Origin of the sequence: Curvivirga sp. (assembly GCF_965219885.1) — a bacterium.
Classification (GTDB): domain Bacteria; phylum Pseudomonadota; class Alphaproteobacteria; order UBA8366; family Aestuariispiraceae; genus Curvivirga.
In genome coordinates, this window is record NZ_CBDCOT010000008.1 from 441,810 (window position 1) to 463,408 (window position 21,599).

The window sequence follows — 21,599 nt, forward strand, 5'->3', positions numbered from 1 at the left end:
AAATTGAATTCTGTCATTTTCCTATCAACCAATACCATAGGAGAAAAAAGATGGCATACGCCTATACGATCACTAAAACAGGCAACCCTGACGTTATTCAAAAGAAATCTATCGAGCGACCAGTCCCTAACAATGACCAAGTCCTCATTGAAAACCATGCTACAGCAGTGAATTTTATTGATACGATCATTCGGCGCGGTGATATGCCGGAAAGTATGATGCCTACACTCCCTCATGTACCAGGTGTGGAAGGCGCCGGCAAAGCGATAGCAATCGGTGATAACATAACTAATGTTACTAAAGATGATCATGTGGCATGGATGGGACCTATTGGGGCTGGTGGATATGGGAAGTTCACAATAATCGATAAGCATTACCTCACGAAAATTCCGAAGAACTTAACCTTTGAACAAGCCGCCTCCCTACCCGTCAATGCGATAACCGCGTGGCATATGATGGTGAATTTAGGGCAAGTTAAGAAAGGACAAAAAATTCTAGTGCACGCGGCTGCAGGTGGTGTCGGAACAATGATCTTACATATTGCAAAATATTTGGGCCTAGAAACCATCGCTTCCGTTAGCACAGACAAAATCGACTATGCAAAACAACAAGGTGCAACACATGCAGTTGATTACAAGACAGAAAACCTCGCTGGAAGGGTAAATGAAATTACCAAAGGGAAAGGTGTAAATCTAACTCTTAACCCGGTCGCAGGTGATAGCATAAAATCCGATTTAGAGATGTTAGCACCTCTTGGAACAGCGGTTGTTTTTGGTTTCCTATCAGGTCCACCGACAGGCACATTTGAAAGTGATTTAACACAATATTTCAATAAGTCTATCGCTATCAGAGTCTCTGATATCTATACCTATTTCTTCAATTGTCCTGAAGAGTTCCAAAAAGATATGACCACCGTCTTTCAGTTACTCAAAGATGGTATATTACGTCCAAATATTCAGACATTACCAATAGAGGATGTTGCAGAAGCGCATCGCATGTTGGAAGCTGGTGAAGTAAAAGGGAAACTGGTTCTAAATCTATCGTAAAATAAAAGTTCAAAAGCGGGAGAATAGGTCCTAAGCCCTTTTCTCCCGCTTATTCGCTTTACCTGCAGCCTTCATTAAACGTTGAAACTTAGGACATTCAAGGTGGCTTGGCGCATCACAATTTGCGGCATGCCGCAAACCATCACGTACTGCTTTTAATTCCTTTATTTGCTTATCGACCTCATCTGCTTTGGACATCAATTGAGAACGATCAATTTGCAAAATGCCTTGATGGGTAAACATATCCGCAATTTCATCGAGGCTAAAACCAGCCCGTTGCCCCAGAGCAATAAAATTTAACTTGTTTAATATAGAAGTATCAAAAAGGCGCTTCATACCACGTCTACCAATAGATTGAACCAAGCCTTTTTCCTCATAATATCGAAGCGTTGAAGCCGGAATACCTGCTTGTTTCGACACTTCACTTATATCAATTGATTTATACATAACTTCTTCATTGACCTAAAGTTAACTTGAACTTGTATGATAACTGAAAGTTACATTTTAAAGCAAATAAGGATTTTAAAAATGGATGTAGATTTTTGGCAGGATAGATGGGAAAGTAATCAAATTGCCTTCCATCAGGATGAAATAAATAGATTTCTAGTATCTCATATTGGGTTACTGAATCTCTACAAAGGAGATCGTGTTTTCGTACCCTTATGCGGAAAAACACTGGATATTCACTGGTTATTAAAACAAGGCTTTCGCGTGATTGGGGCCGAATTAAGTTTGATCGCAGTAGAACAACTCTTTGACGAATTGCAACTATCCGCAGAACGAATACAAATTGGATCACTCATCAAGTTTTCTGCAGAAAACATAGAGGTATTTGTTGGAGATATCTTTGATCTTGCTGACAAAGAATTAGGGCAGATTGATGCCATATATGATCGCGCAGCTCTCGTTGCCTTACCTGAGGAAATGCGCAAAGATTATAGCCAACATCTTATCAAGATTACCGCAACTGCACCACAACTTCTACTGACCTTTGAATATGATCAGGAAAAGTTAGCTGGTCCTCCATTTTCTATTCCGGAAGATTTTATAACTAACTATTACGAAAATGATTATTCCATTAAAGAAATAGATCGAGCACAGCTTGATGAAGGCATAAGAGATTTCAAAGCGGTTCAAGAAATTTGCTGGTTACTAAAATAACCTAGAGTTAGCTTCGCGGACCTAACATGCATATATCCGCGATGCATCTCTTAAGGCACTCTTGCTTCAACAATTGCATTCAATCGACTTAATAGGTCGCCTTTGAACTTATCCATATTTAGCAGGAAGTGGATGTCACCTATGGAGTATCTTATACGATTGTAATACCCAATCGCATTTCGATACTTCTCAGACGCCTGCATTCTTGCAATACCCGTCTCATGATCAATCAAAAAACCGTCCACCCGGCCCATGATAATCATTTCCAGCGACTCGCCACCGGTACGCTCGAATATTTGATTTTCATATTGTTGGGCTTCACGAATTTCAGTTAACTCAGGCCCCAAATAGCTGCTGCGGGGAATTCCCAAGCGAAAGTCCGTTTGAAACAATTCTTCAAAGCTATCAAAATTGAATGTCGGTATATCAGCTTTCCTTACAAAAAGTGAAAGCTCTTCGGTCCTATAGGCGCTTGAATAAAGGAACTTCTCTGCGCGCTCTTCCGTATAAGAAATGCCGGGTAAAACATGAATTTGCCCTGCTTCCAGCTCAACGAATAATCGCTTCCAGGGTTTATGCACAAATACAATATTACAGCCTAATTCAGTGAAAACATCTTGGCTGATGTCAATATCTATACCTTCGGGAAAATGATCAGAATGATCGGAAGACTTATATTGATAAGGGGGCCAATCAATCCAGCCTATCCGTACATCTCCGCAATTTTGGTCAGCCTGTGCCTCAAATCGCAAGAATAGTACAACCAACAAATAGCTTAATAGAAACACGCCCCCCTGCTTCATCTGTTTATTCATATTTATATCCTCATTAAATTAGGACTAACTAATACCAATATAAATCTATTTTTTTCTCAACATAACAACACCTTCCCCCTAAAAGATCGGTCCATTTGTCAGGCCATTTGACAAGAAGTAGATTTGGAATTACTAAACATACAGGTTAAAGACACCTGCCGCTCGCAAGCGAATGCTATGGTGAAGTCTTATAATATAGAAGATCTAAACATATTTGATTGAGTATGTTGATTGGTAATGCGAGCCCCATTCATTGAAACATACTCCTTTCTAGTAAGAGAAATATTATGAATGGATCAAAATCTATACCACCTCTCACCTATCTCAAATATAAAGCGAAATTGTTGAGAGATGAATCCCAAATCAATGAAAAGCCGATTAGCCATAGTAAGTCACTTGAATTACTTGCCCATCAATATGGCTGTCGTGATTGGAACGCTTTAAGCGCAATTGCGAAGAAACAAATGAGCATTGTTTCGATTGGACAAAAAGTCGAAGGTAGTTATCTAGGGCAAAAGTTTAAGGGTATGATTAAAGGGGTTCGACTTACCGAGAACCTTGATAGAACCCATATCACTATTGTCTTTGATAAAGCTGTCGATGTTGTTTGCTTTGAAAGCTTCTCAAATTTCAGGAAACAAGTTTCATGTTGTGTAAGTCAACATGCAACAACCTTTGAAAAAACTTCAAATGGTGAACCTCAACTTGCTCTTTATCTTTAAGCTAATTGCTTAGCTAATATGCTTTTCCATCGTGAAGTTAATTAATATCTGCCCTTTAAGCGGTATTTCATTTTTCTGAATGATGGAAAAGCCCTTTGATTTGAAGAATGGCACTGCGATATGAGACGCCTCAACATATAAACGTTTAAGATCAGTAGAATTAGCTTTTGTTTCTATATGTTTATAAAGGGCAGAGGCGACACCTTTCCCTTGAAAATCTGGATGGGTATAAGTGCAGTTAATATGGCCATCATCTTCCAATTCAATGAAACCCGCTACTTGACCTTCAATGATCCCAAGATATGGTTTCTTTTCATCCAATCTTTTTTCCCAAGATATATAATCCGGTGGTGTTGAAGCCCAAGCTTCTTTTTCATCTTCTGTATAGATGGAAGGATCAATTGCATGAACAGAAGCATGGTATAGATCTGCAATTTCTTTCGCATAACTGGATGAATAATTTATTATTTGCATTACCCTAAAATCCTAATTTCATGTCCAATTCACACTCTCTAACTCAGCAAGTTTTGCCAAATTGTTGAGTTCTGTTTCCAATTTCTCTTTTTGCTTCACCTTTAATTTCTGTCCCGGTTCTAGCCAGAAATTATTAACATTCAAGCATTTCTTCTTACGATCAGCTTTGGCTTCTATTCGACCAATAAAATTATCACCTTCCAGGATTGGGTATACATAATATCCCCATTTCCTTTTCGCTTCAGGTACAAAGACTTCCAATCGATATTCAAATCCAAAAATATTTTCCAAACGAGTGCGATTTCTTACTGCTGGATCAAAAGGATTAATAATACGAATTTCTGGCGAAACGTCGGGAAGTTGAGCTATTTTTTCTTCTATATCTTTAAAGGCATAGGCTGACATCCAGGTACCATTGGCGCTTTCCCATTCGATCTGAACAAGTTTGTCTGAATTTCGTTCAATCCAGTCATGGACCTCTTTAATGTCCTTGGCATCCCAAAATTCTTTAATCTCTTTCTCTGTCGCAATAGTTAACCTTTTTAGGGCCGCCTCACATAGCCAATCAACTTGTTCCCGTTCCGATAACAGGTTTTCCATATGTACTTTTGGAATAATACGTTCTGCCAAATCATAGAATTTGGTAAATTTTACACGATGAGAAGTGGTTAACACACCCGTATACCAAAGATAATCCAATACTCGCTTATGTGGCGGACGTGCCCAAGCCTCTTTCTTTCCCGTAATTTTACTTTCAAAATCTTTTGTTGAAAGCGATCCCTCAGCGGAAATACGTTCAATAAGCGTATCTTTCCAATCCTTTACATTTTGTGGATTATGATAAGATGACTTTTCAATCCTAACCTTGAACCGATCAAAATTACGTCGCCACATAGGGTAAAATTCCATCGGCAAAATTGAGGCATCATGGGTAAAATGTTCAAATACCCCCTCTTCTTTACCAATCAAATCATCCAGCATATATTCGCGGTAATCCGAATGGCGGCTCCAGATGATATGGTGATGAGCCCGTGAGATATTCTGGATTGTATCAAGCTGCACAAATCCCAGTTTTTTGATGATATCCATGATATCCAATTTGGCATTTTGAGATGTCAGTAAACCATTCACATCCAACCAAAGCTGTCTCATCACACGGTTATCAATTTTCACAGCCACGATACGCTCTCATAAATTTAGAATTGAGTTTTATTCGAAATGAATCAACAAGAACATAACGTAAACTTATATCAGATATTACACAACACAGATTTTTTAAATTCTTTAGAATAGAGCATCCAAATGTTCGACAAGCCGATCAAAAACAAATCTAATTCTTTTGTTTGTTCTTAACTCTCTGTGGGAAATCACCCAAGTATCAATGGGAAAACCAGGTATATCTTCACACACCTTTTGGACATCATGATCATCTTTAACAACCACTTCGGGCATAACGCCAATAGCTATCCCTTGTTTAATAATATTCCAATGCACTAGATGGCTCTGCGTGATTATAGGAAAGTTCCCTTCATCAACATCAATTCCGTGTTCGTTTAATGCCTTCATCCATATAGAATTATCGACCATACCAATAAACGGCATATCACCTAGAGCCTCTTTAGTTTTAAAAGGACCGTGTCTTTCGATAAATTTTTTGCTCGCATATAAATACGCCTTGGTGGTTTTGGCTTTTTTTGCAATTAAATCCAATTGATCTGTCAGCCGATTTCTTATTGCAATATCTGCTTCTCTTCGCATCAAGTCTTTTATCTCGTTAGATGAAATAATCTCAATGATAATTCCCGGCTGTTCTTTTCTTATGTCTTCAATAAATCCCGGCATGATAAATGCGGAAAAAACTTCGCTGCAGGTTATGACAACGCGCCCACTTAAATCTGTGGATTTACCACTGGCCGCAAAAGAAAGCTTGTTAGCCGCATCGGCCATATCTTTCACATATTCAACCAGATCCAATCCAGAAGGTGTGATTTCTACCCCACGCCCGACACGCTCAAAAAGCACCACGCCCAGTTCTTCTTCCAAGGCAGCGATCTGCCGTCCAAGTGTTGACTGAGTAACATTTAAAGCACTCGCTGCGGCAGAAAAGGACTTCTCTTCAGTAGCTACTAAGAAAGCCTTAGCTTTATTCCAATCAAAATTTATGGCTTTCCAGTCCAATATTTGCACTTTCCTAGATATAAAATAATTGCATAAATGCATACATGAAATGCAAAATTTATCATTTATATATCATTTTTGCATCAATATATTGTTTCCAACACTTAAAACCTTATATCTTGGAAAATATTTCTGATGGAAAAAAACGCTAAATTCTGGAACCGTATTGCTGATAAATATGCGGCCTCCCCTGTACCAGACGAAGAAATCTATAAGAACAAGTTACGTAAAACACAGGAATATTTACGACCAGAAATGAAAGTTCTTGAATTTGGTTGTGGAACAGGCTCGACAGCTCTTTATCTTGCCAGTGACGTCAAACAGATTCTAGCAACAGATATTTCTGAAAGAATGATAGAGATTGCCAAACAAAAAGCGGATGAACAAAACATCAGCAATATCGATTTCCAACAATCTTCTATCGAAGAATTAACTATTGCTGACCAGTCTATCGATGCAGCCTTAGGTCATAGTATTTTGCATCTTCTTGAAAATAGAGATCAAGTTATCGATCAGATTTACGCAATGTTGAAGCCGGGCGGTATATTTGTATCAAGCACTGCATGTATCAAAGATTTCTTTATTTTCCATAAATTGCTGGAATGGGTTGGTCCACTAGGAAGATTTATTGGCTTACTTCCTCTAGTGAAAGTCTTTGGCAGTGATGAATTAAAGTCGGCCATGACAAAATCAGGTTTTCAGATCGAATATGATTGGCAACCAACAGGAAATGGCAAACAAAGAGCTATCTTCATTATTGCCAGAAAACCTGAAGCCACGTAGATGAGTAAAAAAAGCCTCTCAAATATTCTAAGAGAGGCTTTCTCATTAGCTATCAATCTGGATTAATTCACTAGTTTTGTAACCAACTCAATATTCCCACGTGTAGCATTTGAATATGGGCAAACCTGATGTGCGTCTTCAATTAGTTTTTCAGCAACATCTGTTTCCATACCGTTCAATGCAACTTCCATATCGACTTTGATTGCAAAACCAACTCCTTTAGGGTTTTCGCCAATACCAACAGTTGCAGTTACCTTCACATCTGCTGGTAAGGATAATTTCTGCTGCGCAGCCACAAATTTCAAAGCGCCGATATAGCATGCAGAATAACCTGCACCGAATAATTGCTCTGGATTTGTGCCATCAGCCCCATCTCCACCAAGTTCCTTTGGTGTACTTAAGTTTACAGATAAACGTCCATCTTCCGAATTTGATTGTCCTTCACGCCCACCCGTAGAAGACACAGTTGTAGTATAAATTGCTTTCATGATCTTATCCTTATTAAGTTTAGCTCCAATAATAGTTATCGCGATAACTATTATATTAAAAAAATAGCCGTCCGTTCAATTTAGATATCGCAATAACTATTTTTGCGCAAGCGTTTTTTGCTTCAAGTTTTCACGAAGCTCTGTAAGTTGGGAGCGAAGATCAATTAATTTATCAACAGAAATACCGCATGATTCTGCAACACATTCACTTATAACTAAGATATCTTCGCGAAGTTTCTGGCCCTTTTCGGTTAAAAGGATGTTGAGTTGCCGATCGTCTTCTACACCGCGTTGACGGATTAAAATCTCTTCCGCTTCCATTCGCTTAATAACAGGTGTGAGAGAGCCAGATTTCTGCCCTAATTTATCAGCAATTTCTTTAAGAGTAATACCATCTTTTTCAAACAAGATGAGTAAGATTGTGTATTGAGTATATGTTAAACCCAATTTATCCAGATGTTCTTTATAAAGCTGCGTCATCGCCAATGATGTGGAATATAAGGCAAAACAAAGTTGGTTATCTAAAAGAATCTTATCGCTGTCTTTCATATTCTGTTTGAGCCTTTTCATATTCTAGCTATCGACACCCAATTTATTAACCATATGTGATTGGGAAATAAAAAGAAAGATGAACTGCTAACCTATTGCAATCGCAACCTAGTTAAATCAACGCTCTAGAATCACAATTGTGGTTAAGTAGAATATTTATGTTATTCAGATAAAAAAGCCCGCTTTATAAAATTCAGCGGGCTACACGTGTTCTACAAGCAGTTTAAATGTATGAAATAAAATTATTCATCATAAAAGTAGCTGCCATATGTTTGGTAAACTATCTCTGATTTATATGGCATAAAATTCCCTGTATTCTTCCATTGAATACTGTGTTTCGTTGCAAGCAACCCACACTCTGAACCTGCATCGCGTTGACATTCATATGCGGCCGTGTTTTTAAGAGTAGCTGTACATCTTGTTTCACGACAATAATAATAAACGCTATAAGCACCATAATCGTCTACAAAGAACAAACTAGTATCTTTTCTCTCCAGAAATTCTTCAAAATGTTGAGCTGCATTAAAATTAAGTGTAAGCGGTTCATCTTTAAGAAAAGAAGCAGTCTGACATGCTGTAACCGCGAATAATAAAGTGCAAAAAACTGAAAGTTTAACCAAAATGGTTTTCATGAGATCCCCCTATTAGAATTTATAATTTTCAACTACTTTATAAATCAAACTTTATCAAGTAGTTAGAAAAACATCTTCAGGGAAGGCACTCAAAACATTGTTTTTCAATAACTTTTTCAACATTTAAGTAAAAAGTTAACTTCACCCGACAAGATCCAGTCTCTCTCTAGTCGGCAGTTTTCCATATTTATCCTGATAACATTTTGAAAAATGAGATCCCGAGTTGAAGCCGCAAGCAAAAGCAATCTCAGTAATCGACAAGGAAGTCTGGGTAAGTAAACTTTTGGCCTTACCAAGTCGAAGATTTAAATAATATCGAACAGGTGTTGTTCCCAGATATTTTTGAAACAACCGTTCCAGCTGCCGCATACTAAGACCGACACGCGTGGCAATTTCGGGACGTTCTAGCACTTCCTCAATATTTTTCTCCATTTCCTGCACCGCCTTAATAACCTTTGGATGACTTCTTCTCAAACGCGTATGCAATGGAAGGCGTAGTGATTCACCACCTTCCATCATACGTTCATGCATGAAATGCTTAGAAACAAGGTCGGCAAGATCAGAACCATGACGTTGTTCAATTTCCTTCAACATCATATCAAGCGCTGCGGTCCCTCCCCCACATGTGAATCTCTTTCGATCAAACGTGAATAAATTGGTTTCAACATTAATATTGGGGAATTTTTCGTAGAAACTATCCAAGTCTGTCCAGTGTATCGTACAACTATATCCTGCAAGTAATCCTGCATGGGCAAGTAAATAAGAACCAGTACCTAGTGCTCCCATATGCGCACCATTACGTTCCCAACGGCGCAGCGAACTAAATAGAATATCATTTTTATATAGATATGCGTCCATTCCAGAACAAACTACAATATTTGACGGACTTTCGACATCGCCCACAGACATATCTGCTTGAATTAAAAGACCATTTGAAGCTCTTACTGGTTCCTCATTCGTGCTAACAACATCCCATTTATAAAGAGTTTCGCCGGCTTCTTGGTTAGCAAAACGCATAGATTCAACAAAAACACTAAAGGAAGTGATACAAAAATCTGGAACTAAAACTATGGTGATGTGATCTGGTGTATGCACACCAACTTCTTTAAATATTGAAGACATAACTATAGATCTCCCTTCTATATTGTGTCTAATCCGTTATCTTTTTTATTTATTCTTGGCATAATAATAATGCCCAGATTGTTACTTGCGAACGGAATGTAGAGAACTTCATCCTGCTAATTCTTTCGGAAATATTAGCTATGTAACGAAAATAAATATGTTACAAACGCGCAATTTGCATGGTATGATTGCGTCAAAATCGCTATTAAACTGGCCTTGAAAGTTACCCAGATGAAATCCACTTATGACAAGCAAAACACCAAAGCGAGGCTTTCCGTCGGCTTCATCCTTGCCAATCAATTCACACTAAATGCATTTTCAAATTTCATCGATGTACTGCGTTTATCAGCAGATGATAGCGATGGTAGCCAACCAATTCTTTGTCATTGGAAAGTCATTTCCACCTCTATGGATTTAATTACATCAAGTGCAGGCATTCCTGTTAAACCCGATGAAACATTGGGTGATCCGGCTAGGTTCGATTACATCGCAGTCGTCGGTGGATTGCTTGGTGAAAAAAACAACCTAGATCGTAGATATGTAGATTTTCTTCATCAGACAGTAAAAGCTGGCGTCCCGCTTATTGGCGTGTGCACAGGTGGCTTTATACTTCACAGGGCTGGCCTTATGAGCGGTAGAAAATGTTGTGTAGGATGGTTACATAGAGATGATTTTTTGGAAGAATTTGATGATCTAGAAATTATAACCGATCAAATTTTTATCGTAGATGGGGATCGCCTTACTTGTTCGGGCGGTATCAGCGCGGCACATCTGGCCGCCTATCTTGTCGATAAACATGTGGGTGTCAATGAAGCAAGAAAAAGCTTACATATTATGATTATTGATGAGGCAAAATCTGGAAGCAAGCCTCAGCCCGGCATCCCTTTAACACTTGAAACTTCAGACGATACTGTCAAACACGCTTTACTCTTAATGCAGCAAAATATGGAAAGCCGTGTCACTATCAGCAATATTTCCAAGCGCTTACAGATTAGCCGCAGAAAACTAGAAAGAAAATTCCAACAATCCTTAAATATGACACCTGCCCAAGCCGAAAAAACAATCCGCATTGAGACGGCCAAACATCTAATGTTAACCACTCATAATTCTATTTCCGAAATCGCTATCCAGACTGGTTTTTGTGATGCATCACATTTCATACGGGTCTTTAGAACCAAAAACGGGATGACACCAGATCAATATCGTAACGAAAGCATATAAAATAATGCCGCCAATTTTTAAAAATTGGCGGCACCAAATGCAATATTTGTTTCATTCACAAATTATAGTTTTGTTATCTCTTCGTTATTTTCTACCCATTCAGCCTTTTCCATATCCGAAGCTTTAGGTGAGAAAATACCTGTCACTGCATATAGAATACCGAAGACCGGGGATAACCAACATGCAAAGGCCAAAGGAATATAGAGAAGGTTCTCAAAATTACCGTCGCCAACACCTAACGCTAACGCGCTGACAACAAATGCACCTCCAGCATTCCAAGGGATAAGTGGTGAAACCAATGTGCCTCCCTCTTCAATTGCACGAGACAAGTTCAATGTTGAATATCCCATTCCTCTATATACGGGTGCAAACATCCGACCAGGCAATGCGATTGATAAATACGGATCACCAGCCACCAAGTTTGTTGCAACGGAGGCAGCTGTGGCTGACGCTTGAATACCTGCGAAACTCTTAACACGTGAAATAATCGCGGCAATGATAGTTTGAAGGCACCTTGTTCTTTCCAATGCACCACCAAATCCAAGAGCAAGCAATACAAGCGAAATTGTCCACATCATTGACTGAATACCGCCGCGATTCAGCAAACTATCAATCTCTGATACACCCGTATCAATTTTGTATCCACCATTCGCAAAAGAGAAGACATCATGAATTCCCGCTCCTTGCACCACCATAGCAAGTATCCCGCCTGCAACAGCACCGGCAAACAAGGATGGAATAGGAGGCTGCTTCGTAACAGCAAGCAAAATAACAAGCGCTGCAGGTAACAGCATCAACGGAGAGATCACAAAATTCTCTTGAAGTGCAGACGTAATACTTTCAATACGTTCAAAAGAAACTTGATCTGTTTCGATTAATGTAAAACCGACAACAGTATAAATGATCAACGCAATCAACATTGCCGGGATAGTTGTTGGTAACATATTACGTATATGATCGAATAACTTTGTGCCAGTTACAGCTGGTGCAAGATTTGTTGTATCTGATAACGGTGAGATTTTATCGCCAAAAAAAGCCCCGGAAACAACAGCACCCGCCGTCCAATAAACCGGAATATCAAAGCCAGCACCAATACCCATCAAGGCAAGACCAACGGTACCTACGGTTCCCCAAGATGTACCTAATGATACTGACACGATGGAGCATAGTAGCATACCCGCAGCCAGAAAAATTTCAGGAGAAAGAATTATTAGACCATAATAGATTAGAGTTGGAACAGTACCACTTGCAATCCATACCCCAATAATAATCCCAACTGTAATTAAAATGGAAACAGATGGTAAAGATACATTAATAACCCGGAATATACCTTCTTCTGTGCGAGACCATTTATGGCCAATGCTTAATCCTACAATCGCGGTAATAGCAATGCCAATGGCTAATGGAATATGCGGCGTAAAGTCTCCAAAGTAAAAAAGTTGGATACCTAATACAGCTAAAGTTAAAATAATTGGAACCAATGCTAATCCCAACAATGGTTGTCGCACTCCTTCTACAACAGTCCCTTTTGAGTAATGCTCAACGTTTGACATGCTATCTCCCTATGTCAGCTAATTCAGAACATTCTGAATGTTCATTCCATTCAATTGCAGAGCAATTTTGAAATCTGGGAGCGGAAACTGTCAGAAACGAGAGAGTTTTTATAGAATTTATGCGACGTTATAATGGAATTTTTACGCACAATTATATTCAACTTAGACAAAAAACAAATTTTGCCGATTATGTAAGTATAAAATATGCAAGAACATACGACCGACGAGAACTCATTAGATAAATACGTCTATACCATTTTATTAAGTAACTAGAAATGCAGCAATAAACTACATTACACCCCTTACAGCGGAAATATAGTTCAAATCACTTATCAGCAAATTCTAGTTATTGCTATGGACCGCTATATAGCGGCCCATAGTTAAAAATTATCTTACTTTGCTATTTCTTCTTTGTTTGCAGTACTTTGTATGCCCGCAGCTTGGCGTTTGCTGTCTTTATAGATCGCCTTTAAAACGGAAATACCCATCAGCACCATCACCACACTAAATGGCAATGCACCAATCACCATTGCTGTTTGTATGGCTGATAAGCCCCCAGCGATAATAAGACCGCCGACAACCAATGCCATGGCAATTCCCCAAAATAGAATATGTGGGCGCGCCTTTGGACCTTCATCACCAGCCGCATTAATCGTGTTAATAATCAACACACCTGAATCTGCAGTTGTTACAAGATAGGTAAGTAACAACACCATAACAACCAAAGACATAACCCAAGCAAGGTTCTCGCTTAGCATGACGTTTAACATGGCAAATAACTGATCCGCTTGCCCTGCGTCTAAGATAGCGCGATTAGCGTCACCATTCAGTTCCAGATCAATAGCGGTCCCGCCGACCATAGCAAACCAAACAAAACACATCAGACCAGGAATGAACATTGCGCCAATAACATATTCGCGAACAGTACGACCGCGTGATACACGCGCTAGGAACAAGCCTACGAAGGGTGCAAATGCAATCCACCAAGCCCAATAGAAAATATTCCAGCCTCCCTGCCAACTAGCCAGTTGAGTCGCAACAGAACCTTCGACACCATCACTGGTCCAAACATTAAACAAAATCCATGGCAAGTTTATGATGTAATCATAAATACCAACGAATAAAGCCTGTAAGCCAAAGAATGTTGACCCAAAAATCAGGAAGAATGTAAGCAAGAAGAAGCTAAGTCCCATATTCAAATTGGACAGCCACTTGATCCCCTTGCCAACACCAGATAGCGCTGACAAGGTGGATGCGCCCATGATAACAATTAATGAAACAATAATAGCTGCCGTAGAAACAGAACGTGTGCCTTCTGCATCAACAGTATAAAGCCAATCGCCAAACCCAATTCTGGATAGACCAGACACAAACTGATCAACACCAAAGCCTAAAGTTTGAGCCATACCAAGGATTGTTGCAACAACTGCCACCACATCAATAATATGCCCTACGGTGCCTGATAATGATTTACCAAATAAGGGTGTAAGTCCTGAACGCACAGTTAAAGGAAGCCCACGGCGATATGAGAAATATGCTAACGATAAACCTACGACCGCGTATGATGCCCAAGCAGCAACACCCCAATGCGTGAAGGACCAGATATAAGCATCACGGACATTTCCAAGTGTCTCACCTTCCGTTAACCCCATAATAGTCGATGGGTTGGACTTAAAATGATAAATTGGTTCTGCTGTTGCAAAGGTCAACATGCCGATACCAATCCCAGCACCGAACATCATCGAAAACCATGAGAAATTTGAGAATTCCGGTTTATCGTCTTCTAAACCCAGCTTAAGTCGCCCTGACGCAGGCCAAACCGCTAATGCAAGACAGGTCAATACGTAAAACGCCATCGCATAAACGTACCAATAATTAAATGTCGAAAGGATAAAAGAATTAACCCCTCCTAAAAAAGAAGCTGCACTTTCTGGAAAGGCCACAGCCCAAATAATGATAATACCTACAATTAGCTTCGCAGATATCGTAACATTCTTTGTAAACCCTTTATAAAAGCCTTTCTCCGTGACTTTTATCTGTAAATCCATAAGGGGTGGTTTCATTTCTTTCTTCCTCCTGTTGATATTATTTTCGTTTCTTTTTTTATTTTTTTGAATTCGTTGATTTTCCATAACTATCCACCTCCAGCTCGGAAGTTTTAGCTATCTCTATCTCTTAAAGTTTCTTCAAATTTGTTGCAGGATCCGCAATGGACACAGGATCGATTAGCTTGTTTGCTTCTATTATTTTCTTTGCGAGCATATAGGTTTTAGGATCATTGAAGACCTCAACGGCTTGCAGTTTTCTCTCTCGGAAATACCAATATGACAGGCTTTCGTCTTTCTTACCTGGGCGCATCACACATTGATTATGGCTGTCTTGTAATCCAACAATCTGTAGACGGCTGTCATATTGTTCGGTCCAAAACCATGGAACGGGTTTATAAGGCAAATTTTGTCCCATAATGTTCCTAGCTACGACCTCGCCCTGATCCACAGCATTTTGCACAGATTCAAGACGGATAAAGTCATCAGATAATGGGAAAGATGTACAATCTCCTGCAGCCCAGATATTCCCGACTGAAGTTTGTCCGAATTCATTCACTCGAATACCGTTATCAAGCAACAATCCCGCATTTGCTGCCAGTCTTGTTTCCGGGCTAGCACCAATCCCTACGATCACTGCATCTGTAGAAATTTCTTTGCCATCTGATAGAATTGCCTTACAGACGTGACCAGCAACATCCCCTACAAGCTGTTGTAAACTTGTGCATTCAAGAATACTTACGCCATGATCTTGATGTATCTTACGAATGCAATCCGATGCTGAAGAGCCTATAGCTCGCTGCAGAATACGATCTCCCATCTCCACAACAGTAACGGATAAACCTTGTTCAGCGGCTACGGCTGCGATCTCTAGACCAATAAAACCACCACCAATTACCAACAGATTTTTTATATCTGACAGTTTAGTTTTTAGTGCCTTCGCATCTTTTAAATGACGAAGATAAAACAAACCATCTAGCGCCCCGCCAAGACTATCTGGCAGCGTTTTCGGATTTGATCCGGTTGCAAGCACCAGATGATCGTAATGCACCCAATCATCCTGATATTTGAAACGATTGGCACCAACCTCAATTTTATCAATTTCCGCCTCTAGGAATAGATCAATATTCTGTTCCTGATAGAAAGCATCATCTCGAAATAACAAACCATCAGAATCAATATTCCCCATCAGGAAATTCTTTGATAATGGTGGACGTTCATAAGGAGCTGCATCTTCCGCCCCGTAAATCGAAATTTTACCGTCAAAGCCATGGTTTCGCAGATTGGTTGCGACACTATAGCCTGCCTGTCCGGCACCGATGATTGCAATATGATCCATGGTGATGCCTATAATCCGATATAGATTTTGTCGTCTTCGATTTTCAATTGATACGTTTTCAAATCCACGCAAGCCGGCGCGGATAAAGCTTTACCTGTTGGGATATCAAACCGTCCACCATGTAGAGGACATTCAATCACTTTACCGACCACAAGACCTTCATCCAGACTTTGCACTTCATGAGTGCACATACCATCCGTGGCAAAAAAACCTTCTTCGGTATTATAGATGGCATAAACATGCCCTTCATGATCCCAGCTAATTAGATCTTCTTCATCCACGTCATCGGTTTCGCAAACATATGTCCAATTCATTTTTCTATCCTGATTTATCTAATGTTATTATTGAATAAGAAGGGAATCTTCGAATGGATAGGTGGACATCACAATTGGGCCACCTTCCGTGATCAATACTTGGTCTTCCAGTTTCACGCCTTCTACACCGCCAATTTGCCCCACATAACTTTCTACACAAATAGTCATGCCGACTTCCAATTCCCCATCAAAGAATTGAGGATGGTCCGGTGATTGCAAAATTACAGGCCATTCATCAGCCATACCGATCCCATGGGCCATACACGGATAAGGTTGATCTCCATACCCACCTATATGCTTGTAACGACGTTCGGATAATTCAGTGAAAGATGTCCCCGCCTGCATCAACTGTGTGTTATGCATCAACTCATTCCAAGCCATGGTATACATCTTACGTTGCTCTTCACGTGGACGCCCAGGCCCACAATGGAAGGCACGACTAATATCGGCACCATAGCTGAACGGGCCGATCATACCACAGTCAAACACAACCAAATCACCCGCGCGGATCATGCGGCTAGAAGCTTCTTGTTGCCATGGATTGGTGCGTTCACCAGAAGCTAGCAAACGATAGTCCAACCATTCACCGCCATTTTCGATCAAGGCTTGCCACATCAAGGCCCATAATTCTTGTTCCATGATACCGTTGGTTAATCCGTCACGCATACGGGTCATGCCATCTTCTGCCACCGCAATGGTTAGATTCATGGCAAGGATTTCTTCCGGGCTTTTAATCTTTCGTGCCTGGGCCAATACAGGCCCTACATCATGGACATCATGTCCTAAGGACAACATGGCTTGTTCCGCATGGAACCCTACACGATCCATGGCAATTTTCTTTTTGCCTACACCGCAATGTGCCTTGATCAGATCATCCATCTGTTTGGCCCAATTCTGGCACCATTCATTATGACGATATCCAGCAAACATATATGAAAGCGGTAAGATATCATCACGAATTTCATCAATGGTTTCCAACTGCGATCCGGTTTCACGGCCCGGTTCACTATCAAAATAAACCACCGGACCTTCTGCAGGAATAAAAAGATATCCCGCCTGAATATGCATTTGGAACAAGGTACAATTACGAACACCAGTGGCATAACGAATACCCAAAGGTTCCGCCAAGATAACCGCATCAAATCCTTGTGCCTTAATCTGTTCACGAAGACGATTTTGGCGATAGGCCCGCATACGAGGCACATCGATCATGCCTTCGGTATCTACAGCCTGCGTTGGCGGCGTAATTTGTGCGGCCTGTTCTAATGTAAGAGGTTGCGGTTTCGCTGGAAACTTTTCATTATAATCGGTAGCTTTATTCATTGATGAAGCGGGCTCCATTTATCTAGTAATTCGCAGAATTTTTCATGTTCTTGTTGAGGCATCGCAACGGAATGAGCCTTATCCGGGAAACTGCCATCCTTCACAGCATCACGGAAACCAGTCAGACCTTTTTCCCGTTCGGCAGATAAAGCCTTTCGGATCGTCAACATATCAGCCCAAGCCTTTGCATGGCGGGGTGGGCTTTCAACATCCCCGCAGATATCTTCCATGAAGGAAAAAATGATATCACCGCCGGAACCCGCCCCAATGGAATGGGTCACAAGGGAAGTTTTCTTATTGATTTCAACAAGGGCTTCGGTTGCAACACATTCAACTTCCGCCGCCACAGCCCCAGCATCTTCCAATCGTTTAAAATCTTCGAATAGGCGCATAGCTTCATCCGCGGTTTTACCAATGATGCGCAACCCGCCTACACGAGTAGAAAGACGCGGTACCAAGCCTAAATGACCCTGCACACATAATCCTTCTGCAGAGAGACGTTCCACGGTTTTCAAACCACGCGGTGTATAAATGGCATCCGCACCTTGTTCTGCACATTTAATAGCTGCGGCCAGAGCCTCATCTTCGTTCATATATTGGACCATAGTCTGACTGCCTGTCACGAAGGTGGTCGGAGCGGCCTGACGCACAGCTACGATATCCACATCAGCGATGGTAATCATATCAATCCCGAGACGCTCTAAAACTTCGGCTTCTTCTAGATTTGCGGCAGATACCTGTGTCATTTTGATGCCTGCTGCCTTATTGGCTTGCATACAAGCAACTGTCAGGTTTCGTTTCGCAGGCTGTCCGCCATAGGTATATATATTCTTCATCAGCCCCAGCCCTTACATTGTACGCTTTGCAACACGTTCAATCGGGCCACCATCACTAATCATATGTGGTGCCTGACGGATAGTTGGGGCTTTGGTAGAAAGACCAAGACTGCGACGTAACGTAACAACAAAAACTTCCCAATTCACACGAATGAAACCACGATCCGGCGCAGGCACCTGATCCTTAATTTCAACCGCAGTAGCATCCAGCGCATGGAAAGGGATTTGTGGGTATAGATGATGTTCCACATGATTGTTCATATTCATATACAGGAACTGCGCCACGGCATTCGTTGTGAAGGAACGGGTGCTATCAATAATGGATTGGGAATTTTCCTGTAATTCCACATGTTGTATCAAGGTGAATAACAACATGATCGGTGCGCCCATCAAACGTGGGATCACAAGGAACCAAAGTAATTCTGTATAACCAGCATAAATGCCATAACCAATTGCGGCATAGGCAGCAAAGAACACCCAGGAATTACGGGTCATCTTGCCAAATTCGCCATCCGGTGTCACCGCACGCATGGTCGGGGTAAAACGACCGAACATAATACGAAGCAACACACCAATATGGAAACGCAACAAGCCAATGCCGGAAAATTCTAATAACCAGCCACCAAAACCCATAGGGGTATCAAATGGCATTTGGCTATCTTTCCCTACGAACCATGTAAAGGTGTGATGATTAGTATGGGTATAACGACGGTGAAGCGGTTCTTCCATATACAGAATGGAGGTAATCCATAACACCGTTTCATTTAACCAACGGGATTTAAAAGCTGTTCCATGGGCTGTTTCATGGCTCATCGCGTAACTCGGCACTGTCAGGAAAACACCATAAATAAACATGGCTGGCCAGACATAAACCGTATCCATCAAATACCAAATTGGAAGACCTGTAATCATCAACGAGGCAATCCATTTCGCCAGATAAATCAGACCTGGCGCATCAGAACGGCGCATCAATTCTTTCAAGCGTTTCTTTTCAATTTTCACGTCGCTGGACGCCGCGTTGGTTGGCTTATAATCAGGCATAGCTGTCCCTCTGCAAAACAAGTTTGCTAAAAAATCTTTTCTTTGGATTAGTTGATTAGCAGCTTAGCTGCGATATTCTGGTTCTTCTTCGTCCAAAATATCTTTCAATGCTGCAAAATGCTTTTCTGCGAAATTTGGATATTCCATCCATTGACGCATTGTTTTATCGGCAATCTCATCAGAAACCACATTTAATTCACGACCACTCGAAAGCGCAGTGATCAATGTCTCACAAGCACGTTCAAAATAGTAAAGATCGTCATAAGCTTGCGCGATTGTCTCGCCTGTCACCATTACTCCGTGGTTCCCCATCAACAATATAGATTTGTTTCCCATAGTCGTGGTTAAACGTTCCGCTTCACCTTCCAATCCCATCCCATCAAAACCAAAATCAATTGCGACCCGGTTGAAGAAACGCATAGTATTTTGATCAATCGGTGGCATTTCCGGATCTTTCAGGCAAGAAAGCGCTGTTGCATATTTGGAATGCACATGAAGTATGCAACGGACATGAGGCAAGTTTCGATGCATCGCGGAATGAATGGCCCAAGCGGTCGGGTCCACTTTATCCCCAATTGTATCTGGTTCGTCATTGGCATCCAAAACGAGGACATCGCTTGCGCGCATTTTGGACCAATGACGCCCATAGGAGTTCATGATAAATTGAGAACCATCACCAGAGACAGCAAAACTAAAATGATTTGCAATCGCCTCATGCCAGTTATTACGGGCCGCCCAACGTAAAGCGGCGGCTAAATCGATACGTTCTTGTTCAAAACTAATCGCACAGGATTGATTTTCCATATTGGGGGATAAAGCAATTTTATCATCCATTTTTTGATCCTTGATCCCAGTCTTCAAAACCGGATTTATAGTGTTTCTAATTTCTGCGGCAGAGAATGAGGGGAGGAGAAAAATTTTACAAACGATAATTTATAAGTTATGACATTATAAAAATTAATGCATATTTATTTGCTATAATTGGACTTTACAATATGTCGTCGACTGACCTTCCACCACTCACTTGGCTTCGTGCTTTTGAAGCAGCCGCCCGTCACTTATCTTTTACTATGGCGGCTGAAGAGCTCAACTTAACTCAATCTGCCGTAAGTCAACATATCCGCCGCCTGGAAGGATATTTGGGGCGTGAGTTATTTATTCGTAAAATACGTTCGATTCAACTTAGTGAAGCAGGTGCAAACTACCTTCCCATCGTTCGAGAAGCATTTGAAATTTTATCTACAGGGACACGAAATTTCACCAACAAAGGTAAAAAGCAATCCATAATAATTCAATGTAATCTTGCTTATTCGACTTTTTGGTTAACCCCAAGATTAGCCAATTTCCATAAAAGTTTTCCAGATACGACTCTAAATATCGTTACACCTATATGGGATCCTGAACGACATGCAGACGCCGCCTCAATTGAAGTAAGGTTTGGACGGGAAACAGACATGCCAGCCCATGCCCAAAAACTGATGGATAACAATTTTTATCCTGTTTGCCATCCTGATTATCTAGCTCAATATTCATCATTATCCGAAATGCAATTTTATGATTGTTCCGGAGTTGCTAGTAACTGGAATAGTTGGACGCAGGATCATAATCTAACACTACCAGATAACCATCCAATGCATATGGTTTCAACTTATGTAATTGCCATGCATACTGCTTTAAATAAGGCATCCATGACCATGACTCATGACATGTTGGCAGCGGATTTGATTCAACAAGGACGCCTTATACGACCTTATCCCTACCAAAGTATATTGTCTGAAGGCTATTTTCTGCTTATGCCACCGCAACTTTCAACATCCCCCTTAATAGAAAAAATAGGAGCATGGATCGTTGAAGAAACCAGAATTTTTCAACAAAAAATGATCAACCTGCCCTATCAACAAAACTCATGGAATTTCGACGGTTGAACCATGAGGTTAATGTTGCAAAATTCACATTA

At 40.7% G+C, this 21,599-nt stretch carries 23 protein-coding genes; 6 read left to right on the forward strand and 17 right to left on the reverse strand.

What is annotated here, in order from left to right:
* Window positions 1-50 precede the first annotated feature (50 nt).
* A complete protein-coding gene (locus tag ACOQOA_RS04670; protein ID WP_420547486.1) occupies window positions 51-1,046 on the forward strand; it encodes a quinone oxidoreductase family protein in 996 nt (331 codons plus the stop codon).
* A gap of 30 nt (window positions 1,047-1,076) precedes the next feature.
* On the opposite strand, the gene ACOQOA_RS04675 is transcribed toward ACOQOA_RS04670, so the two are convergent.
* Entirely contained in the window at window positions 1,077-1,493 is a 417-nt protein-coding gene (locus ACOQOA_RS04675; protein ID WP_420547487.1) for a helix-turn-helix domain-containing protein, read from the reverse strand.
* A gap of 81 nt (window positions 1,494-1,574) precedes the next feature.
* On the opposite strand from ACOQOA_RS04675, the gene tmpT reads away from it, so the two are divergent.
* The gene (gene tmpT / locus ACOQOA_RS04680) at window positions 1,575-2,207 is read left to right on the forward strand and encodes a thiopurine S-methyltransferase (protein ID WP_420547488.1); all 633 of its coding nucleotides are present in this window, start codon (window positions 1,575-1,577) and stop codon (window positions 2,205-2,207) included.
* A 50-nt stretch (window positions 2,208-2,257) separates the two neighbouring features.
* On the opposite strand, the gene ACOQOA_RS04685 is transcribed toward tmpT, so the two are convergent.
* Entirely contained in the window at window positions 2,258-3,022 is a 765-nt protein-coding gene (locus tag ACOQOA_RS04685; RefSeq protein WP_420547489.1) for a substrate-binding periplasmic protein, read from the reverse strand.
* A 287-nt stretch (window positions 3,023-3,309) separates the two neighbouring features.
* On the opposite strand from ACOQOA_RS04685, the gene ACOQOA_RS04690 reads away from it, so the two are divergent.
* Window positions 3,310-3,744, forward strand: a complete 435-nt coding sequence (locus ACOQOA_RS04690; RefSeq protein ID WP_420547490.1) for a glyoxalase superfamily protein — start codon at window positions 3,310-3,312, stop codon at window positions 3,742-3,744.
* A 9-nt stretch (window positions 3,745-3,753) separates the two neighbouring features.
* Here the strand turns inward: ACOQOA_RS04690 and ACOQOA_RS04695 are convergent, their stop codons facing one another.
* From ACOQOA_RS04695 to ACOQOA_RS04705, 3 genes are all read right to left on the reverse strand, one after another.
* Window positions 3,754-4,218, reverse strand: coding sequence for a GNAT family N-acetyltransferase (locus tag ACOQOA_RS04695; RefSeq protein ID WP_420547491.1), 465 nt, complete (start codon window positions 4,216-4,218; stop codon window positions 3,754-3,756).
* A gap of 18 nt (window positions 4,219-4,236) precedes the next feature.
* The gene (locus tag ACOQOA_RS04700) at window positions 4,237-5,397 is read right to left on the reverse strand and encodes a winged helix-turn-helix domain-containing protein (RefSeq protein WP_420547492.1); all 1,161 of its coding nucleotides are present in this window, start codon (window positions 5,395-5,397) and stop codon (window positions 4,237-4,239) included.
* A gap of 105 nt (window positions 5,398-5,502) precedes the next feature.
* A complete protein-coding gene (locus ACOQOA_RS04705) occupies window positions 5,503-6,396 on the reverse strand; it encodes a LysR family transcriptional regulator (protein WP_420547493.1) in 894 nt (297 codons plus the stop codon).
* Between the two features lie 135 nt (window positions 6,397-6,531).
* Here ACOQOA_RS04705 and ACOQOA_RS04710 point away from each other — a divergent pair, with 135 nt between their 5' ends.
* A complete protein-coding gene (locus ACOQOA_RS04710; protein WP_420547494.1) occupies window positions 6,532-7,179 on the forward strand; it encodes a class I SAM-dependent methyltransferase in 648 nt (215 codons plus the stop codon).
* A gap of 62 nt (window positions 7,180-7,241) precedes the next feature.
* Here the strand turns inward: ACOQOA_RS04710 and ACOQOA_RS04715 are convergent, their stop codons facing one another.
* The 4 genes from ACOQOA_RS04715 to ACOQOA_RS04730 form a co-directional block, all read right to left on the reverse strand.
* The gene (locus tag ACOQOA_RS04715; protein WP_420547495.1) at window positions 7,242-7,667 is read right to left on the reverse strand and encodes an organic hydroperoxide resistance protein; all 426 of its coding nucleotides are present in this window, start codon (window positions 7,665-7,667) and stop codon (window positions 7,242-7,244) included.
* Between the two features lie 96 nt (window positions 7,668-7,763).
* Window positions 7,764-8,216 (reverse strand): MarR family winged helix-turn-helix transcriptional regulator, encoded by a 453-nt coding sequence (locus tag ACOQOA_RS04720; RefSeq protein WP_420547496.1) that lies wholly within the window; start codon window positions 8,214-8,216, stop codon window positions 7,764-7,766.
* A 242-nt stretch (window positions 8,217-8,458) separates the two neighbouring features.
* Entirely contained in the window at window positions 8,459-8,848 is a 390-nt protein-coding gene (locus ACOQOA_RS04725; protein ID WP_420547497.1) for a hypothetical protein, read from the reverse strand.
* Window positions 8,849-8,989: 141 nt separating this feature from the next.
* A complete protein-coding gene (locus tag ACOQOA_RS04730; RefSeq protein ID WP_420547498.1) occupies window positions 8,990-9,970 on the reverse strand; it encodes a GlxA family transcriptional regulator in 981 nt (326 codons plus the stop codon).
* Window positions 9,971-10,201: 231 nt separating this feature from the next.
* Between ACOQOA_RS04730 and ACOQOA_RS04735 the strand changes: the two genes are divergently transcribed.
* Window positions 10,202-11,191, forward strand: a complete 990-nt coding sequence (locus ACOQOA_RS04735) for a GlxA family transcriptional regulator (RefSeq protein WP_420547499.1) — start codon at window positions 10,202-10,204, stop codon at window positions 11,189-11,191.
* Between the two features lie 62 nt (window positions 11,192-11,253).
* On the opposite strand, the gene nhaC is transcribed toward ACOQOA_RS04735, so the two are convergent.
* The 8 genes from nhaC to ACOQOA_RS04775 form a co-directional block, all read right to left on the reverse strand.
* Window positions 11,254-12,744: a Na+/H+ antiporter NhaC gene (gene nhaC / locus ACOQOA_RS04740; RefSeq protein WP_420547500.1), complete on the reverse strand. Its 1,491-nt coding sequence runs from the start codon at window positions 12,742-12,744 to the stop codon at window positions 11,254-11,256.
* Window positions 12,745-13,136: 392 nt separating this feature from the next.
* Window positions 13,137-14,807 carry a BCCT family transporter gene (locus ACOQOA_RS04745; protein ID WP_420547501.1) on the reverse strand — a complete coding sequence of 557 codons (1,671 nt, stop codon included), beginning with the start codon at window positions 14,805-14,807 and terminating at the stop codon, window positions 13,137-13,139.
* A gap of 112 nt (window positions 14,808-14,919) precedes the next feature.
* On the reverse strand, window positions 14,920-16,128 hold the full coding sequence (locus ACOQOA_RS04750; RefSeq protein ID WP_420547502.1) for an NAD(P)/FAD-dependent oxidoreductase: 1,209 nt from the start codon (window positions 16,126-16,128) through the stop codon (window positions 14,920-14,922).
* A gap of 8 nt (window positions 16,129-16,136) precedes the next feature.
* Window positions 16,137-16,442: a non-heme iron oxygenase ferredoxin subunit gene (locus tag ACOQOA_RS04755; protein ID WP_420547503.1), complete on the reverse strand. Its 306-nt coding sequence runs from the start codon at window positions 16,440-16,442 to the stop codon at window positions 16,137-16,139.
* Between the two features lie 27 nt (window positions 16,443-16,469).
* Window positions 16,470-17,765 (reverse strand): M24 family metallopeptidase, encoded by a 1,296-nt coding sequence (locus ACOQOA_RS04760; RefSeq protein WP_420547504.1) that lies wholly within the window; start codon window positions 17,763-17,765, stop codon window positions 16,470-16,472.
* A complete protein-coding gene (locus tag ACOQOA_RS04765; RefSeq protein WP_420547505.1) occupies window positions 17,762-18,601 on the reverse strand; it encodes a 3-methyl-2-oxobutanoate hydroxymethyltransferase in 840 nt (279 codons plus the stop codon). Before ACOQOA_RS04765 ends, ACOQOA_RS04760 begins: the two co-directional genes overlap by 4 nt.
* A gap of 12 nt (window positions 18,602-18,613) precedes the next feature.
* Complete coding sequence (locus ACOQOA_RS04770; RefSeq protein ID WP_420547506.1) at window positions 18,614-19,642, reverse strand: fatty acid desaturase; 1,029 nt, start codon at window positions 19,640-19,642, stop codon at window positions 18,614-18,616.
* Window positions 19,643-19,705: 63 nt separating this feature from the next.
* Complete coding sequence (locus ACOQOA_RS04775; RefSeq protein WP_420547507.1) at window positions 19,706-20,476, reverse strand: class II aldolase and adducin N-terminal domain-containing protein; 771 nt, start codon at window positions 20,474-20,476, stop codon at window positions 19,706-19,708.
* A 161-nt stretch (window positions 20,477-20,637) separates the two neighbouring features.
* Here ACOQOA_RS04775 and ACOQOA_RS04780 point away from each other — a divergent pair, with 161 nt between their 5' ends.
* Window positions 20,638-21,567: a LysR family transcriptional regulator gene (locus ACOQOA_RS04780; RefSeq protein WP_420547508.1), complete on the forward strand. Its 930-nt coding sequence runs from the start codon at window positions 20,638-20,640 to the stop codon at window positions 21,565-21,567.
* The last annotated feature ends 32 nt before the right edge of the window (window positions 21,568-21,599 follow it).

Coding starts and splice junctions, on each gene's coding strand:
- ACOQOA_RS04670 (WP_420547486.1), top strand. CDS start 51: ATGGCATACGCCTATACGATCACTAAAACAGGCAACCCTGACGTTATT.
- ACOQOA_RS04675 (WP_420547487.1), bottom strand. CDS start 1,493: ATGTATAAATCAATTGATATAAGTGAAGTGTCGAAACAAGCAGGTATT.
- tmpT (WP_420547488.1), top strand. CDS start 1,575: ATGGATGTAGATTTTTGGCAGGATAGATGGGAAAGTAATCAAATTGCC.
- ACOQOA_RS04685 (WP_420547489.1), bottom strand. CDS start 3,022: ATGAATAAACAGATGAAGCAGGGGGGCGTGTTTCTATTAAGCTATTTG.
- ACOQOA_RS04690 (WP_420547490.1), top strand. CDS start 3,310: ATGAATGGATCAAAATCTATACCACCTCTCACCTATCTCAAATATAAA.
- ACOQOA_RS04695 (WP_420547491.1), bottom strand. CDS start 4,218: ATGCAAATAATAAATTATTCATCCAGTTATGCGAAAGAAATTGCAGAT.
- ACOQOA_RS04710 (WP_420547494.1), top strand. CDS start 6,532: ATGGAAAAAAACGCTAAATTCTGGAACCGTATTGCTGATAAATATGCG.
- ACOQOA_RS04715 (WP_420547495.1), bottom strand. CDS start 7,667: ATGAAAGCAATTTATACTACAACTGTGTCTTCTACGGGTGGGCGTGAA.
- ACOQOA_RS04720 (WP_420547496.1), bottom strand. CDS start 8,216: ATGAAAGACAGCGATAAGATTCTTTTAGATAACCAACTTTGTTTTGCC.
- ACOQOA_RS04725 (WP_420547497.1), bottom strand. CDS start 8,848: ATGAAAACCATTTTGGTTAAACTTTCAGTTTTTTGCACTTTATTATTC.
- ACOQOA_RS04730 (WP_420547498.1), bottom strand. CDS start 9,970: ATGTCTTCAATATTTAAAGAAGTTGGTGTGCATACACCAGATCACATC.
- ACOQOA_RS04735 (WP_420547499.1), top strand. CDS start 10,202: ATGAAATCCACTTATGACAAGCAAAACACCAAAGCGAGGCTTTCCGTC.
- nhaC (WP_420547500.1), bottom strand. CDS start 12,744: ATGTCAAACGTTGAGCATTACTCAAAAGGGACTGTTGTAGAAGGAGTG.
- ACOQOA_RS04745 (WP_420547501.1), bottom strand. CDS start 14,807: ATGAAACCACCCCTTATGGATTTACAGATAAAAGTCACGGAGAAAGGC.
- ACOQOA_RS04750 (WP_420547502.1), bottom strand. CDS start 16,128: ATGGATCATATTGCAATCATCGGTGCCGGACAGGCAGGCTATAGTGTC.
- ACOQOA_RS04755 (WP_420547503.1), bottom strand. CDS start 16,442: ATGAATTGGACATATGTTTGCGAAACCGATGACGTGGATGAAGAAGAT.
- ACOQOA_RS04760 (WP_420547504.1), bottom strand. CDS start 17,765: ATGAATAAAGCTACCGATTATAATGAAAAGTTTCCAGCGAAACCGCAA.
- ACOQOA_RS04765 (WP_420547505.1), bottom strand. CDS start 18,601: ATGAAGAATATATATACCTATGGCGGACAGCCTGCGAAACGAAACCTG.
- ACOQOA_RS04770 (WP_420547506.1), bottom strand. CDS start 19,642: ATGCCTGATTATAAGCCAACCAACGCGGCGTCCAGCGACGTGAAAATT.
- ACOQOA_RS04775 (WP_420547507.1), bottom strand. CDS start 20,476: ATGGATGATAAAATTGCTTTATCCCCCAATATGGAAAATCAATCCTGT.
- ACOQOA_RS04780 (WP_420547508.1), top strand. CDS start 20,638: ATGTCGTCGACTGACCTTCCACCACTCACTTGGCTTCGTGCTTTTGAA.